Raw genomic sequence first — 13,118 nt, 5'->3', positions numbered from 1 at the left:
TCACCCCCGTGACATAGTGAGCAGCCGCTCGATCGAGTGGCGGGGAATCCACGACCAGCTCGGGCGGTGCTGCGCCTCATAGGCCGCCTCGTAGACCGCTTTGTCCAGCTCGTAGGCGGCCAGCAACGGCATCTGGTCGCGAGGATCGAACCCGGCCGCGTCGGCGTACCCGGCGCAGAAGGCATCCTCGTTGCGGTCGATCCACTCCCGTGCCCTGCTTGTCAGCTGCTCGTCGAGTTGTTCGCCGGCCAGCGGCTGGTAGGCGGCGTACTCGTAGGAGCGAAGCACGCTGGCCACGTCGCGCAGCACGGAGTCGGGGCGGCGGCGGGCCGGCATCGGCTGCCCCGGCTCGCCCTCGAAGTCGATCAGCAGCCAGTTCTCCGGGGTGCGCAACGCCTGACCCAGGTGCAGGTCGCCGTGGACACGCTGCACGGACACCGCGGTGGCGGCGGCCGCCTCATACCGGTCGCGCACCGCGCCGGCCACCTCGGCCAGCTCCGGCACGACCTCGGTGGCCGCGGTAAGCCGTTGCGTCATGGCCTGGGTGGGCGCCGGTTGCGCCGTCATGCCCAGCTCCTGGGCGAGGGTCTGGTGCACGGACGCCACCGCTTCGCCCAGGCGATGTGACTCGCTGGCAAAGTCGCCGCCCACCTCGTCGGGATGCAGATCGCCCTCGGCGAACAGGTCGCGGGCGCTGGCCATGGCCATTTCCCACCCGTCGGCGGCGTTGTCGGCGAACGAGGTCACCATGCCCAGCGACATGGTCTGCCCGTCCTGGATACCTTCAATCGCCCCAAGCAGTTTGGCCACATGCGGGTTGCCCGCCCGGCCGAGCACCCGGTTGAGTTCCAGGTCCGGGTTGATCCCCGGGCGGACACGGCGGTAGAGCTTGAAGATGGCGGACCGGCTGAAGATCACGCTGGTGTTGCTCTGCTCGGCGTCGGCGACCCGGGCCGGGATGTCGGCGGGCAGCAGGGCATCGGGTTCCGGGACGAAACGCAGATCGCCCACCCGGGCACCGTCGGCGACCAGCTTGAGCAGAAACTGCGCGGCCTCCTCGTCGAAGAGCGCGTCGAACGCGGTGCGCCCACCGTCCGCGCCGATGGTCGCCACCGCCTCGAACTCGTCCACCGGCGTGTGGTTCCAGCCGACGATGACCTGGTACATCTGATTGCTGCCACCGTCGGTGAAGGACACGTCGAGGATCACGTGATCCAGATCGTCGCGCAACGGTGTCACCGCAACCGGTTCGGCGGCCGCGATGGTGCGATGCCGCCCGGCATACCAGCGTTGGTGGGGCAGCCACTGGGCAAACGGAAGCTTCATGACGGCTCCTCCTCCGGTGGGCTCAGCCGGAACCAGTAGAACCCGTGCCCGGGCAGAGTCAGCAGATAGGGAAGATGGCCGATGCGCGGGAAGGGCACCCGCCCGGTCAGCTCGGTCGGCTGGTATCCGGCCCAGTCGGCCAGGCTCAGCTCGATGGGCTGCGGGAAGCGGGACAGATTGTTCACGCACAGCACGGCGTCGTTTTCGGTCTGGCGCAGGAACGCGAGCACCGAAGGGTTTGACCCGCCGAGGTCCTGGAACGTGCCGACGGCGAAAGCCTCATGCCTGCGGCGCACCGCCAGCATGGTGCGGGTCCAGTTGAGCAGGGTGGCCGAGCTGTCGCGTTGGGATTCCACATTTATCGCCTGGTACCCGTAGACGGCGTCCTGGTTGACTGGAAGGTAGATGCGTCCGGGGTGGGCCTTGGAGAAGCCCGCGTTGCGGTCAGGCGTCCACTGCATCGGGGTGCGCACGCTGTCGCGGTCGCCCAGCCAGATGTTGTCGCCCATGCCTATCTCGTCGCCGTAGTAAAGCACCGGCGAGCCGGGCAGCGACAGCAGCAGCGCGGTGAACAACTCGAACTGGTTGCGGTCATTGTCCAAAAGCGACGACAGGCGCCGCCGGATGCCGACGTTGGCCCGCATCCGCGGATCCTTGGCGTACTCGCTGTACATGTAGTCGCGTTCCTCGTCGGTCACCATCTCCAGCGTCAGCTCGTCGTGGTTGCGCAGGAAGATGCCCCACTGGCAGTTGCTGGGGATCGGCGGGGTCTGGTCGAGGATCTCCGAGATCGGCAGCCGCGACTCGCGGCGCACCGCCATGAAGATGCGCGGCATGAGCGGGAAGTGAAACGCCATATGGCATTCGTCGCCGCCGACCGAGGCGTCGCCGAAGTATTCCACGACGTCGGCCGGCCACTGGTTGGCCTCGGCCAGCAGCACCCGTCCCGGGTGCTCGTCGTCGACGACCTTGCGCAGGCGTTTGAGGAACTCGTGGGTCTCGGGCAGGTTCTCGCAGTTGGTTCCCTCTTTTTCGAACAGGTACGGCACGGCGTCGAGCCGGAACCCGTCGATGCCCAGATCCAGCCAGAACCGGATGACGTCGAGAATCTCGCGTTGCACGGCAGGGTTCTCGAAGTTGAGGTCGGGCTGATGGGAGAAGAACCGGTGCCAGAAGAACTGCCGGCGCACCGGATCGAAGGTCCAGTTCGACTCTTCGGTGTCCACGAAGATGACCCGCGCGTCCGGGTAGGCCTGATCGGTGTCGCTCCACACGTAGTAGTCGCCGTAGGGCCCGTCGGGGTTGCGGCGCGACTCCTGGAACCAGGCGTGGCTGTCGGAGGTGTGGTTGATCACCAGGTCGGTGATGACCCGGATGCCGCGGCGGTGCGCCGCGTCGACCAGTTCGACGAAATCGTCGACCGTGCCGAATTCGGGCAGCACCTTGTAGAAGTCGCGGATGTCGTACCCGCCGTCGCGCAGCGGTGAGTCGTAGAACGGTGGCAGCCAAAGACAGTCCACCCCGAGCCATTGCAGGTAGTCCAGCTGCCCGATGAGGCCCTGCATGTCCCCGCAGCCGTCGCTGTTGTCGTCGTAGAAGGCCCTTACCAGCGCCTCGTAGAACACGGCCCGCTGGAACCAGGTTCTGTCCTCGGGCAGGTTGCGCGCGTGCTCGAAGTCGTCGGCGGACGGGTGGGGCACAAGTGTGTCAGTCATGGCGATGCACCGTGAAGATGTGGGCGGGCTCGATGTGCGGGTTGAGGCCAACGACGTTGTGTTGTCCCCATTGATATTCGGCGCCGGTCAGCTCGTCGCGCACCGTGAACCGGTGGTGCGCCTCGAAGCCCAGCGCCGCCATGTCCAGCGTGACGTTTCCCCACTGCTCGTGGTTCGGGTCGAAGGAACAGGCGACGAGCACGGTGTTGTCGGAGTCGGGGTCGCGTTTGGACCAGATCAGCAGCGCGCCGTTGTCGACGTCGTGGAAGCGCAGGTTGCGCAGCCAATGCAGGGCGGGGTTGAGCCGGCGGATTTCGTTGAGCTTGCTCAAAAACGGTGCCAGCGACTCCCCGGCGGTGCGGGCCGCTTTCCGGTCGCGCGACTTCAGCTCGTACTTCTCGTTGTCGACATACTCCTCCACTCCGGCCCGTGCCACGTGCTCGAACAGCTCGTACCCGGCGTAGATGCCGTAGGAGGGCGAGAGCATGCCGGCGAGCACGGCCCGGATTTTGAACATGGGCGGCCCGCCGAACTGAAGGTCGGGGGTGAGGATGTCGTGGGTCGTCGGCCAGAAGTTGGGCCGCATGTATTCGGCGGCGCCGAGCAGTTCCTCGCAGTAGCGGCGCATGTCGGCGGCGTTGGTGCGCCAGGTGAAATAGGTGTAGGACTGGGTGAACCCGGCCTTGGCCAGACCGTGCATCATCGCCGGTGTGGTGAACGCCTCGGCCAGGAACAGCACGTCCGGATCGGTCTGCTTCACCTGCCAGATCAGCCAGTGCCACATGGAGACCGGCTTGGTGTGCGGGTTGTCCACCCGGAAGATCTTGACCCCCTGCCGCACCCAGTGCAGGACGATGCGCAGCACTTCCTCTTGCAGTCCCTGCGGATCGTTGTCGAAGTTGAGCGGATAGATGTCCTGATACTTCTTCGGCGGGTTCTCCGCGTAGGCGATGTGCCCGTCGGCCCGGGTGGTGAACCATTCCGGATGTTCGCTGACCCACGGGTGGTCGGGCGCGCACTGCAGGGCCAGATCGAGGGCCACCTCGAGCCCGGCCCGGTTGGCGCTGACGACGAACTCGCGGAAATCCTCCATGGTGCCCAGTTGCGGATGGATCGCGTCGTGTCCGCCTTCGGCGGCGCCGATCGCGTACGGTGAGCCGACATCGCCGTCTGCGGCGACCAGTGCGTTGTTGCGCCCCTTGCGGCTGATCCGGCCGATTGGGTGGATTGGGGTCAGGTAAAGCACATCGAAGCCCATCTGCGCCACTTCGGGCAGGCAGTGTGCGGCGGTGGCGAAAGTCCCGTGGACGCCGGGTTTTTCGCTCTCCGAGCGGGGGAAGATCTCGTACCAGGCCGAGTAGAGCCCGCGCTGGCGGTCGACCCATAGCTCATGGGTGGGCGAGGCGGTGACCAGGTGCCGCAACGGGAACTCCCACAGCAGCTCGCCAAGTTCCATGGCGCTGCTGACCCGCGCGAACAGTGGCCGCCCGTCGTCACGCAACGCCGCCGCGGCGCTGAGCACCCAGGCCTGGGACTTGGCGGGCACGAACTCGGCCGCCTGCTCGAACATGGCGGCCCCCTCGGCCAGTTCGTTGCCGAGGTCGGCAGCGTCCTGCCCGGCTTCGATCTTCTTGGTGACCGCGTGCCGCCAGCTCAGATAGGGATCGTCGAATGCTTCGACGGTGAACGTCCACATCCCGACCGTGTCGGGCTGGATGCTGGCGTGCCACAGGTCAAGGCCTGGCGCGCCCGGGTGCATTCGCACGAAGGGCCGTGTCACGCCGTCCGGGCCGGTCCAAGAAACGTCGCACCCCAAGGCCTCGTGACCCTCGCGGTAGCAGCGGGCCGCTATGGGCACCCGCTCTCCGACAACTGCTTTCGCCGGGAACTGGCCGCAGGCGATTTGGGGACTGACCTCTTCGATCGGCAAGCGTCCGATCATGCTATCGAGCGTATCCACCCCGGGCAGGCGTCGGCCCCAATAGCGATACTTGCGTACTCGTCGATGTGCTGTCCGCTGCTAGTGCCATTGGAGATGTTCTGCGACGATGGAGGAGATGTCGGTCCACGCGTCGTAGACGCTCACCAGGTCAAACCTCTCCACCTCGCGCTGCACCCGCCGCCGTGACAGCAGCGCGCCGTCCAGCTCGTGCACGAGTTCGTAGAGCCGATGAAGCGGCGATCCAGGCATGAGCGCCTCGTAGATGTCCGCCAGATCAAGCGAGATCGCCAGTTCGTAGACGATGTCGTAGACCGCTGTCAACAGTTTCGGATCCCACAGTTCTGTTCCGCGGGTCAGGTTGTCCAAGGCGGCGGGAATGTCGTACCGATGAGCCGGCAGGACGGCGATCTGCTTGGTGTGTATGGACTCCACCAGATCGGGCCAGGCATCCAGCTGAAGCAGATCGTGCTCGGTCAGCTCTTCGACGAGGCCCACCAAGCCTTCGGGGCTGCGGGCCAGGTGCAGATGACGATCGTCTGACAGGAACTGGGCACGGGTGTCGTTGTCGCGCAGCGATGGTGTGCACAAAGTCAGGCCGGTGCCCTCGTAGACCCGGATGATGATCGGTTCAAGGCCCACCCGCTGCCAGAAGTCGGCGGTATGCGGAGTGCGCACCGGCGGGCGAAGCAGCGCCAGCGGCCCGTTGTGGGGGTTGACGATGGTGGTGTCGGGTGTGGAGCCGTCATCGACAGCCGCTGGCATGAGCGGAGAATCCGACGTGAGGTGGGCATAGGCGGCATTCAGTTGCCTGACTTGCCGTTGCGCCTCCTCGCGTACGGTCTCGGGGGCGTCCTGCAGCCGGTCGGGATGGAACAGCTGCAGCAGAATCTGATATCTGGCCCGGATTTCGGGCCGGGTCGCGCTCGAATCGACTCCCAGCACCAGGCGCGACTCGGCCTCGCCAAGTTCCATTTCGGTCAGGCTCCTAGAGTCGGCGCATCGCGGCGGGGTTGATCTCGAACGGCGTGCGGCGTAACGGATGTGCTTGCTCCAAGGCGTATGCCAGCTGCAGCAGACGGGCGTCGGTCCAGGGCCGGCTCACCAGCATGATGCCCACCGGCCGCCGGTTGTCGGCGCGGTAACCGGCCGGGACCACGATGCTGGGCCAGCCGGCGCGGGCCGCCCAGCTGCAACCGGAGGCGCCGGGAAAGACAAGGCAGTCCAGGGTGTCGCCCAGCGCCGCGAGCAGATTGTCGTTGGCGAACTTCAGATCGCGCTCGCGCGCCTGCTGGTAGGCGTCACGATCGCGGTCGTGGTCGACGGCCACGGCGATGTCCACATGCACCTGACGGAATTTGAGCGCCTTGCCGGCGTTGGCGTTGTTCCATGCCTGGATGTCGGCCAGGCTGCGCATCTGCGCGTGCGGGCCGACCCCGGCGAGGTAGCGCTCGACGCTGGGGGCGAATTCGTAGTGCAGCACCGTTATTTCGTCGTCGCGGCTCCAGCTGGGCAGGCTGACCTCGACCAGGTGCGCGCCCGCGTCGCGTAGCGCGGTGAGCGCCGCGTCATGGACCTTGTCGGCGGCCGGATCGGGCTTGTCGTCGGGCTCGGGGTCCTGCCGCACGACACCTATCCGGGTGCCGTGCAGCGCCTGAGCGTCCAGGACCAGCTCGCGCAGCGCGGCGGCGACCGCTTGGGCGTCATTGGTGGCCGGGTCCGCGGGATCGGGTCCGGCGATCGCCGCCAGCAGCTGGGCCGCGTCGGCCACGGTGCGGGTCATCGGGCCGGCCGTGTCCTGGCTGGGCGCGATGGGCACGATCCCGGTGCGGCTGACCAGGCCGAGGGTGGGTTTCATGCCGACGATGCTCTGCTGTGCGGCCGGGCTGGTGATGGAGCCGTCGGTTTCGGTGCCGACGGTCAGCGGCGCGAAGCCCAGCGCCGCGGCGGCCCCGCAGCCGCTGCTGGATCCGCTGGGCGTGATTGACGTGTCGTAGGGGTTGAGCACCTGCCCGCCCAGCGAGGAGTAGCCCGACGGCATCTCCTCGGTGAGGAAGTTGGCCATCTCGGAGAGGTTCGTCTTGCCCAGGATGATCGCGCCCGCTTCGCGCAGCGCGGTAATGATCGGTGCGTCCGTGGTGGGCATGTTGTGCTCAAGGGCGAGCGCGCCGGCGGTCGTGGGCAGCCCGGCGACGTCGATGTTGTCCTTGACCAGGACCGGGATGCCCTCGATCGGGCTGCGCGGGCCGAGCTCGCGGCGGGTCCGGTCGCTTTGCGCGGCTTCGTCGAAGGCGCTCGATGCCAGGCAGCGGATCGCCCCGAACGCGGCATCGTAGCGGCTGATCTGCGCCAGGTGCGCTTCGACGAGGGTTTGGCTGGTCACCTTTCCGGTTTCCAGCAGGGCACGCAGCTGCGCGACGGTGACACCGGCGAGGTCGGGAATGGTCACCGCTGGAACCTACCAGCCATCCGGCACCCCGTCAGGCCGCCAGCATCAATGTCCTATGTGGACCAGGGCGCAATCGGCATAGCCAAGGTGTACGCGCGCTCATGCATTGATAAAACCGGATGCGTAGATGCGCATCCACTGACATCGAGGAGTTCGCGATCATGCTTCGACGAAGCGCCATGGCCATCGCCGCCATCGCCGCCATCGTTGCCGCGCTGGCAGCCTCGGCGACGCCGGTGACGGCGGCGACCACGACCACCACCATCACGCCACCGGCCGGATGGATCTTCCAGGGCAGTTTTCCACCCGGCGGGTTCCCCTTCGACGACCAGTGCGTCGCGGCCGCCCAGGCGATGATGGCCAACGGCACCGCTGTGGTGTGGCAATGCCTGCTCATCTCGGGGCAGACCAAGCTCTACACCCTGCCCGGCCCTTGGCGTTACCACAGCACCTACCCGCCGAGCCACAGCCACTTCGGCAGCCAGTGCGCCTCGGCCGGGCAGGCGCTGCTCGCCGCCGGCGCGATCCTGACCTGGCAGTGCATCCTGCGCAACGGCACCGACGACAATCTCGAAGTGCTCTAGCCGTTTCGATCAGGGGTTGACCCTATGTCGAGAAACGATAGAGTGCTCGCATGCGACTGACGATCCCGATGGCGAAAGTGCTGTCGGTCTTCCTCTCCGATGTGGAGGCCGCCCGCTACGGCGTCGACCTGATGGAACACTCCGGCCTGGGCAGCGGCACGATCTATCCGATCCTGCAGAAGCTTCAGGCGGCCGGATGGGTCAGCTCGTCGTGGGAGGAGGGCGACCCGGCCGCGCTGGGCCGTCCCGTCCGCCGCTACTACCTGCTGACGCCCGATGGGGCGGAGCAGGCCCGGCACAAGCTTGCCGAGCTGCACCGCAGCACCATGACCGCACCATCCACCGCGAGGGTGGTGCGGCCCGCATGATGCTGATGCTGAGCCGAGCGCTGATCAAGGCGGCGGCCCGACGGTGGCCCGATGAGTCCCAGACGCGCCGCGAGTGGCTGGCGGAGCTGGATTTCCTTGCCAGGCAACGAGGAGCGCTGCGCTGCCTGTCCTACGCGTTCGGTCTGGTCTTCGCGCGCCCCGCTCACGCACCCGCGATCGGCTTCACCTGGCGCACCGCCGGTACCGTGCTGTTCCTGCTGGCCGGCCCGTTCATGCTGGGGGTCGTTTGCCTCACTGCGATGATTGCCGTGAGCCGGCTGTCGCCGATCATCGGTCCCATCGAGTTATCTCGGTGGCTCTGGGGATTCGCTGCTATGAGCCTATTAGCCAGCATTGTCATCGGCCGCTGGTGGGGCGCTCGCAGCGTCCTGGCCGGCCCGGCGGCGCTGGCGGTGGGCCTCGGGCTTTCGGTCAGCGCGTCGTTCCTCATGATGCATCGGGCTATTAACAGCTATAGAGAGTTCTCGGAGCAGCTGCGCTTGAGCCGGGTGTGGGTTCCGGCCTTGTTTGTGATGGTGTATCTCGTGGCCAGGGCGGCGCAACGGGGGTGGGGCGGCCGGGTCATGCTCGTCGTCGTGCCGGCGTGGCTCGTGGTTCTCGACGTCGTCATCATGGTCCAGTTCTGGCATTCGATCGGTGCCGATGTGCATGCGCCGGGGGGCTACATGTTCGTCAAGGTGCATGCGCCGATGTGGTTTCTGGCGGCCCTGGCCTACGAACCCCTCGGCCTGGTCAACCCGGAGGAAATGGTCTCGATCCGTGACGACTCTGTCTTCACGCCACATTTCCTCATCGTCCTGGCCGCCTACGCGCTGTCGTATGCGACCGCCGCCATCCGCGCCTCGAAGGCAGCGGCCAAGGCGGCGGTCGCCACGACGACCTAGGCGGGCCAGGACGATAGGCGGTTATCGGGTCATCAGCTGGGTGAGGCGGCCCGCCATCGCGCGGGTGAACGCGGCCGGATCGTTGGGCTGCATGCCTTCGGCGATCTGGGCCAGGGCCAGCAGCAGGCGTGCCGTTTCGGCCAGGTCGGCGTCGGGACCGGCCGCGTGCTTTTCGCGCAGCGCGCCGACGAGCGGATGCGCCGGGTTGATCTCAAGAATGCGTTTGCTCTCCGGGAAGCCCTGCCCGGCGGCGCGCAGGTACTGCTGAAGCATCGGGGTGATGTCGAACTCCTCACCCACCAGGCAGGCCGGTGACTCGGTCAGGCGTGAGGTGAGCCGGACCTCGCGAACCTCGTCGGCCAGCTGCTCGGACAGCCACGCCACCAACGCGGTGAAGACCTCTTGATTCTCAATTTCTGACTGGGTACCCAGATCAGCCTGGCCTTTGGCGATGGACTGCAACTGTTTCCCGCCGAAGTCGGAGCGCTCGACCCACATCTCGTCGATCGGATCGCACAGCAGCAGCACCTCGTAACCCTTGCCCACGAAGCCTTCCAGATGGGGCGACTGCTTGAGCACCGGCAGCGAGCTGCCGGTGAGGTAGTAGATCTTCTCCTGGCCCTCGGGCATGCGTGCCACATACTCGGCCAGCGTGGTCGTGCTGTCACTGTCGTGAGTGGACGCGAAGGAGGCGATGTCCAGAATCGGGTCGCGGTGGTCGGGGTCGGTGACCAAGCCCTCCTTGACCACCCGGCCGAGCTCGGACCAGAACCCGGCGAAACGCTCCGCGTCCTTGGCACGCATCTCGCCGAGCGAGGCGAGCACCTTGCGCACCAGGCGGCGGCGCATCGCCTTGATCTGGCGATCCTGCTGCAGGATCTCCCGGGAGACGTTGAGCGACAGGTCACCCGCGTCGACCACCCCTTTGACGAAGCGCAGGAAGCTGGGCATCAGCGCGTCGCAGTCGTCCATGATGAACACCCGGTTGACATACAGGTGGATGCCGGAGCTGGACCCGCGCATAAATATGTCCGCCGGGGCTTGCGCCGGAAGGAAAAGCACCGCCTCGAAGGTGAAGGTGCCCTCGCCGCGCATGTGGACGGTCTCCAGCGGCGCCCGCCAGTCGTGGGTGAGGTGCCGGTAAAGCTCTTGGTACTCCTCGGGTTTGACCTCTTCGGGCGCTCGCGCCCACAGCGCCTTCATCGAGTTGAGGGTCTCGGTGACCTCGCTGGCCTCGCCACTGTCGCCGTCGCGCTTGACGCTCATGCGGATCGGCCACGAGATGAAGTCGGAGTACTTCTTGACCGTCTCCCGGATCCGGAACTCCGAGGTGTAGTCGTGCAGGTTGTCCTGGGTGTCCTCGGGCTTGAGGTGCAGGGTCACCGCGGTGCCCAGGGGCAGGCCGTCGACGGTGTCGATGGTGTAGCTGCCCTGGCCGTCGGACTCCCAGCGCACCCCGGCCGGCTCGCCCGCCTTGCGGGTGATCAGCGTGACCCGGTCGGCCACCATGAAGGTCGAGTAGAAGCCGACCCCGAACCTGCCGATCAGCGCCCGCACATCCGTGTTGTCCTGCACGGCTTTGAGCAGCTCGGCGGTTCCGGAGCGGGCGATCGTCCCGATGAGCTCCACCACCTCGTCGCGCGACATGCCGATCCCGTTGTCGCGCACCGTCAGCGTGCGCTGCTGCGGGTCGGCGGAGATCTCGATGTGCAGGTCGGTGAGATCGGCCTCGAGGTCTTTGTCGCGGAAGCTGGCGATGCGCAGCTTGTCGAGCGCATCGGACGAATTCGAGATCAGTTCACGAAGGAAGATGTCCTTCGTGGAATAGATCGAGTGGATCATCAGCTGCAGCAGCTGACGTACCTCCGCCTGGAATTCGAACGTCTCCATCGGGCCTGCCTACCTCCATCACTGAGACTACCTACGCAAGTATCTCAATGATCGATCGGCGTGCGCATCTGGGCCACGGCGCAGACGTTTGAAATTAGGAAAGCGCGTTCCTGTTATCGGCACGTAATACAGGCTTCGATCCCTGGTTGAGCCTCGAATCGGGCGTAGTTGGTTGGGGACTGCAACAATCCTGCAAACGGGGATCCATTGACATCTACTCGTTTGGTCTCCACCTTTGTAAAGGAATGCGCTTTCCTAATGCCGGGCGGAGGCACTACCCCCTACTGCGCATCATCGATGCGTTGATGAAGGTGAGACGAGAATGAGACGACCAGTCGCGTTGCGACTCAAGGCAGGGCTCGCCACGATGGCGGTTGCGGCCGCAGTCGGGATGGCACTGTCGGTGCCCGAAGCTTCGGCAGCCACTGGCGGTGTCACCGGCTTCGCGACCCAACACGGTGGGACCACCGGCGGTGCGGGCGGGCAGACGGTACGGGCCACCACGGGAACCGCGATCCATGCGGCGCTGTGCGGCCGTGCCAGCAGCAGCACCCCGATCATCATCCAGGTTGAGGGCACCATCAACCACGGCAACACCACCAAGGTCTCCGGCAGCAGCTGCAACACGGCCGCCGACAAGATCGAGCTCAAGGAGATCAGCAACATCACGATCATCGGGGTCGGCGGCGGCGCCGTCTTCGATCAGCTGGGCATTCACATTCGTGACGCCAGCAACATCATCATCCAGAACGTGACCGTGCGGAACGTCAAGAAGTCGGGCTCACCGCTGTCCAACGGCGGCGACGCCATCGGCATGGAGAGCACCGTGCGCAACATCTGGGTCGATCACGTCACGCTGGAGGCTTCGGGCGGGGAGGCGGAAGGGTTCGACGGCCTGTTCGACATGAAGGACAACACCCAGTACGTGACCCTGTCCTACAGCATCCTGCGCAACTCCGGCCGCGGCGGCCTGATCGGGTCCAGCGAGAGCGACCGGTCCAACGGCTTCATCACGTTCCACCACAACCTCTACCAGAACATCGACTCGCGCACGCCGCTGCTGCGTGGCGGCATCGCCCACGTCTACAACAACTCCTACGTGAGCCTCAACGAGTCCGGCATCAACTCCCGGGCCGGGGCCCGCGCGAAGGTGGAGAACAACTATTTCAAGAACTCCAAGGACGTGCTGGGCACCTACTACACCAGCGAGGCCGGCTTCTGGCAGGCCAGCGGCAACATCCTGGACAACGTGACCTGGTCGAGCCCCGGCAGCGACACCAACCCGGCCGGGCCGAGCATGCCGTCCAACACCACCGTGAGCATCCCTTACTCGTACACCCTGGACGGCGCCAGCTGCGTGCCGAACATCGTCGCGCTGACGGCCGGGGCGAACAAGGGGCTGCAGGTGTCCAACGGCAACTGCTCGCCGCAGACACCGCCGCAGTCGCCGTCGGCGTCACCATCGAGCCCGCGGCCGTCCACCAGCCCGACGCCGCCGACGAGCCCGACGCCGTCGGCCACCTCGTCGCCCAGCGGGCCCAACCTGAGCATCGGGGCCGGTTCCGACGGCTCGAGCAAGGCCGACGGGACCAGCTACGGCAACGTGCGCGACGCCAACATGACGACCTACTGGTCGCCCAGCGGCTCGACCGGCGACATCTCGATCAAGTGGAGTACGGCCAAGTCGATAGCGCGCATCATCATCCGTGAGGCTTCGGGTGCGGTCGGCGCCATCGGTTCGTGGCAGGTCATCAACGCCGACACCGGCGCGGTGCTGAAGTCGGGCAGCGGGGCGGGCACCATCACCTTCGGTGCGACCTCGCTGACGAAGGTCACCTTCAGGATTACCAGTTCTTCTGCTGTGCCAAGGGTTGGCGAGTTCGAAACCTACGCCGGATAGCCTTTGGTGAATGAGGCGGGGACCACCGGTTGTGGTGGTCCC

Annotated in this window: 10 protein-coding genes; 4 read left to right on the top strand and 6 right to left on the bottom strand. The window is 66.2% G+C overall.

Annotation, left to right across the window (positions count from 1 at the left end):
* The 5 genes from Rhe02_RS17955 to Rhe02_RS17935 form a co-directional block, all read right to left on the bottom strand.
* Positions 1-1,326 carry a maltokinase N-terminal cap-like domain-containing protein gene (locus Rhe02_RS17955; protein WP_203909398.1) on the bottom strand — a complete coding sequence of 442 codons (1,326 nt, stop codon included), beginning with the start codon at positions 1,324-1,326 and terminating at the stop codon, positions 1-3.
* Positions 1,323-3,041 carry a maltose alpha-D-glucosyltransferase gene (treS, locus tag Rhe02_RS17950; protein ID WP_203909397.1) on the bottom strand — a complete coding sequence of 573 codons (1,719 nt, stop codon included), beginning with the start codon at positions 3,039-3,041 and terminating at the stop codon, positions 1,323-1,325. The genes Rhe02_RS17955 and treS overlap by 4 nt, the downstream gene beginning before the upstream one ends.
* Positions 3,034-4,983: an alpha-1,4-glucan--maltose-1-phosphate maltosyltransferase gene (locus Rhe02_RS17945; RefSeq protein ID WP_203909396.1), complete on the bottom strand. Its 1,950-nt coding sequence runs from the start codon at positions 4,981-4,983 to the stop codon at positions 3,034-3,036. The genes treS and Rhe02_RS17945 overlap by 8 nt, the downstream gene beginning before the upstream one ends.
* Before the next feature lie 78 nt (positions 4,984-5,061).
* Complete coding sequence (locus tag Rhe02_RS17940) at positions 5,062-5,955, bottom strand: J domain-containing protein (protein WP_203909395.1); 894 nt, start codon at positions 5,953-5,955, stop codon at positions 5,062-5,064.
* 13 nt (positions 5,956-5,968) lie between these two features.
* A complete protein-coding gene (locus Rhe02_RS17935) occupies positions 5,969-7,429 on the bottom strand; it encodes an amidase family protein (protein WP_203909394.1) in 1,461 nt (486 codons plus the stop codon).
* 161 nt (positions 7,430-7,590) lie between these two features.
* Here Rhe02_RS17935 and Rhe02_RS17930 point away from each other — a divergent pair, with 161 nt between their 5' ends.
* The 3 genes from Rhe02_RS17930 to Rhe02_RS17920 are packed head-to-tail and all read left to right on the top strand — an operon-like array spanning position 7,591 to position 9,286.
* Positions 7,591-8,013, top strand: a complete 423-nt coding sequence (locus Rhe02_RS17930) for a hypothetical protein (RefSeq protein WP_203909393.1) — start codon at positions 7,591-7,593, stop codon at positions 8,011-8,013.
* 50 nt (positions 8,014-8,063) lie between these two features.
* Positions 8,064-8,381, top strand: a complete 318-nt coding sequence (locus Rhe02_RS17925; protein WP_203909392.1) for a PadR family transcriptional regulator — start codon at positions 8,064-8,066, stop codon at positions 8,379-8,381.
* Complete coding sequence (locus Rhe02_RS17920) at positions 8,378-9,286, top strand: hypothetical protein (RefSeq protein ID WP_203909391.1); 909 nt, start codon at positions 8,378-8,380, stop codon at positions 9,284-9,286. The genes Rhe02_RS17925 and Rhe02_RS17920 overlap by 4 nt, the downstream gene beginning before the upstream one ends.
* A 21-nt stretch (positions 9,287-9,307) precedes the next feature.
* Here Rhe02_RS17920 and htpG read toward each other — a convergent pair whose 3' ends face one another.
* A complete protein-coding gene (gene htpG / locus Rhe02_RS17915) occupies positions 9,308-11,176 on the bottom strand; it encodes a molecular chaperone HtpG (protein WP_203909390.1) in 1,869 nt (622 codons plus the stop codon).
* 322 nt (positions 11,177-11,498) lie between these two features.
* Between htpG and Rhe02_RS17910 the strand changes: the two genes are divergently transcribed.
* Entirely contained in the window at positions 11,499-13,076 is a 1,578-nt protein-coding gene (locus Rhe02_RS17910) for a pectate lyase family protein (RefSeq protein ID WP_203909389.1), read from the top strand.
* Positions 13,077-13,118 lie beyond the last annotated feature (42 nt).

This window comes from Rhizocola hellebori (assembly GCF_016862955.1).
GTDB classification, from domain to species: Bacteria; Actinomycetota; Actinomycetes; order Mycobacteriales; family Micromonosporaceae; genus Rhizocola; species Rhizocola hellebori.
The sequence above is the reverse complement of the archived record's forward strand: the minus strand, read 5'-3'. Positions and strand labels throughout refer to the sequence as shown.

Excerpts from the sequence above, each read along its gene's own strand:
- Rhe02_RS17955 (WP_203909398.1), bottom strand. The coding sequence starts at position 1,326 with ATGAAGCTTCCGTTTGCCCAGTGGCTGCCCCACCAACGCTGGTATGCC.
- treS (WP_203909397.1), bottom strand. The coding sequence starts at position 3,041 with ATGACTGACACACTTGTGCCCCACCCGTCCGCCGACGACTTCGAGCAC.
- Rhe02_RS17945 (WP_203909396.1), bottom strand. The coding sequence starts at position 4,983 with ATGATCGGACGCTTGCCGATCGAAGAGGTCAGTCCCCAAATCGCCTGC.
- Rhe02_RS17940 (WP_203909395.1), bottom strand. The coding sequence starts at position 5,955 with ATGGAACTTGGCGAGGCCGAGTCGCGCCTGGTGCTGGGAGTCGATTCG.
- Rhe02_RS17930 (WP_203909393.1), top strand. The coding sequence starts at position 7,591 with ATGCTTCGACGAAGCGCCATGGCCATCGCCGCCATCGCCGCCATCGTT.
- Rhe02_RS17925 (WP_203909392.1), top strand. The coding sequence starts at position 8,064 with ATGCGACTGACGATCCCGATGGCGAAAGTGCTGTCGGTCTTCCTCTCC.
- Rhe02_RS17920 (WP_203909391.1), top strand. The coding sequence starts at position 8,378 with ATGATGCTGATGCTGAGCCGAGCGCTGATCAAGGCGGCGGCCCGACGG.
- htpG (WP_203909390.1), bottom strand. The coding sequence starts at position 11,176 with ATGGAGACGTTCGAATTCCAGGCGGAGGTACGTCAGCTGCTGCAGCTG.
- Rhe02_RS17910 (WP_203909389.1), top strand. The coding sequence starts at position 11,499 with ATGAGACGACCAGTCGCGTTGCGACTCAAGGCAGGGCTCGCCACGATG.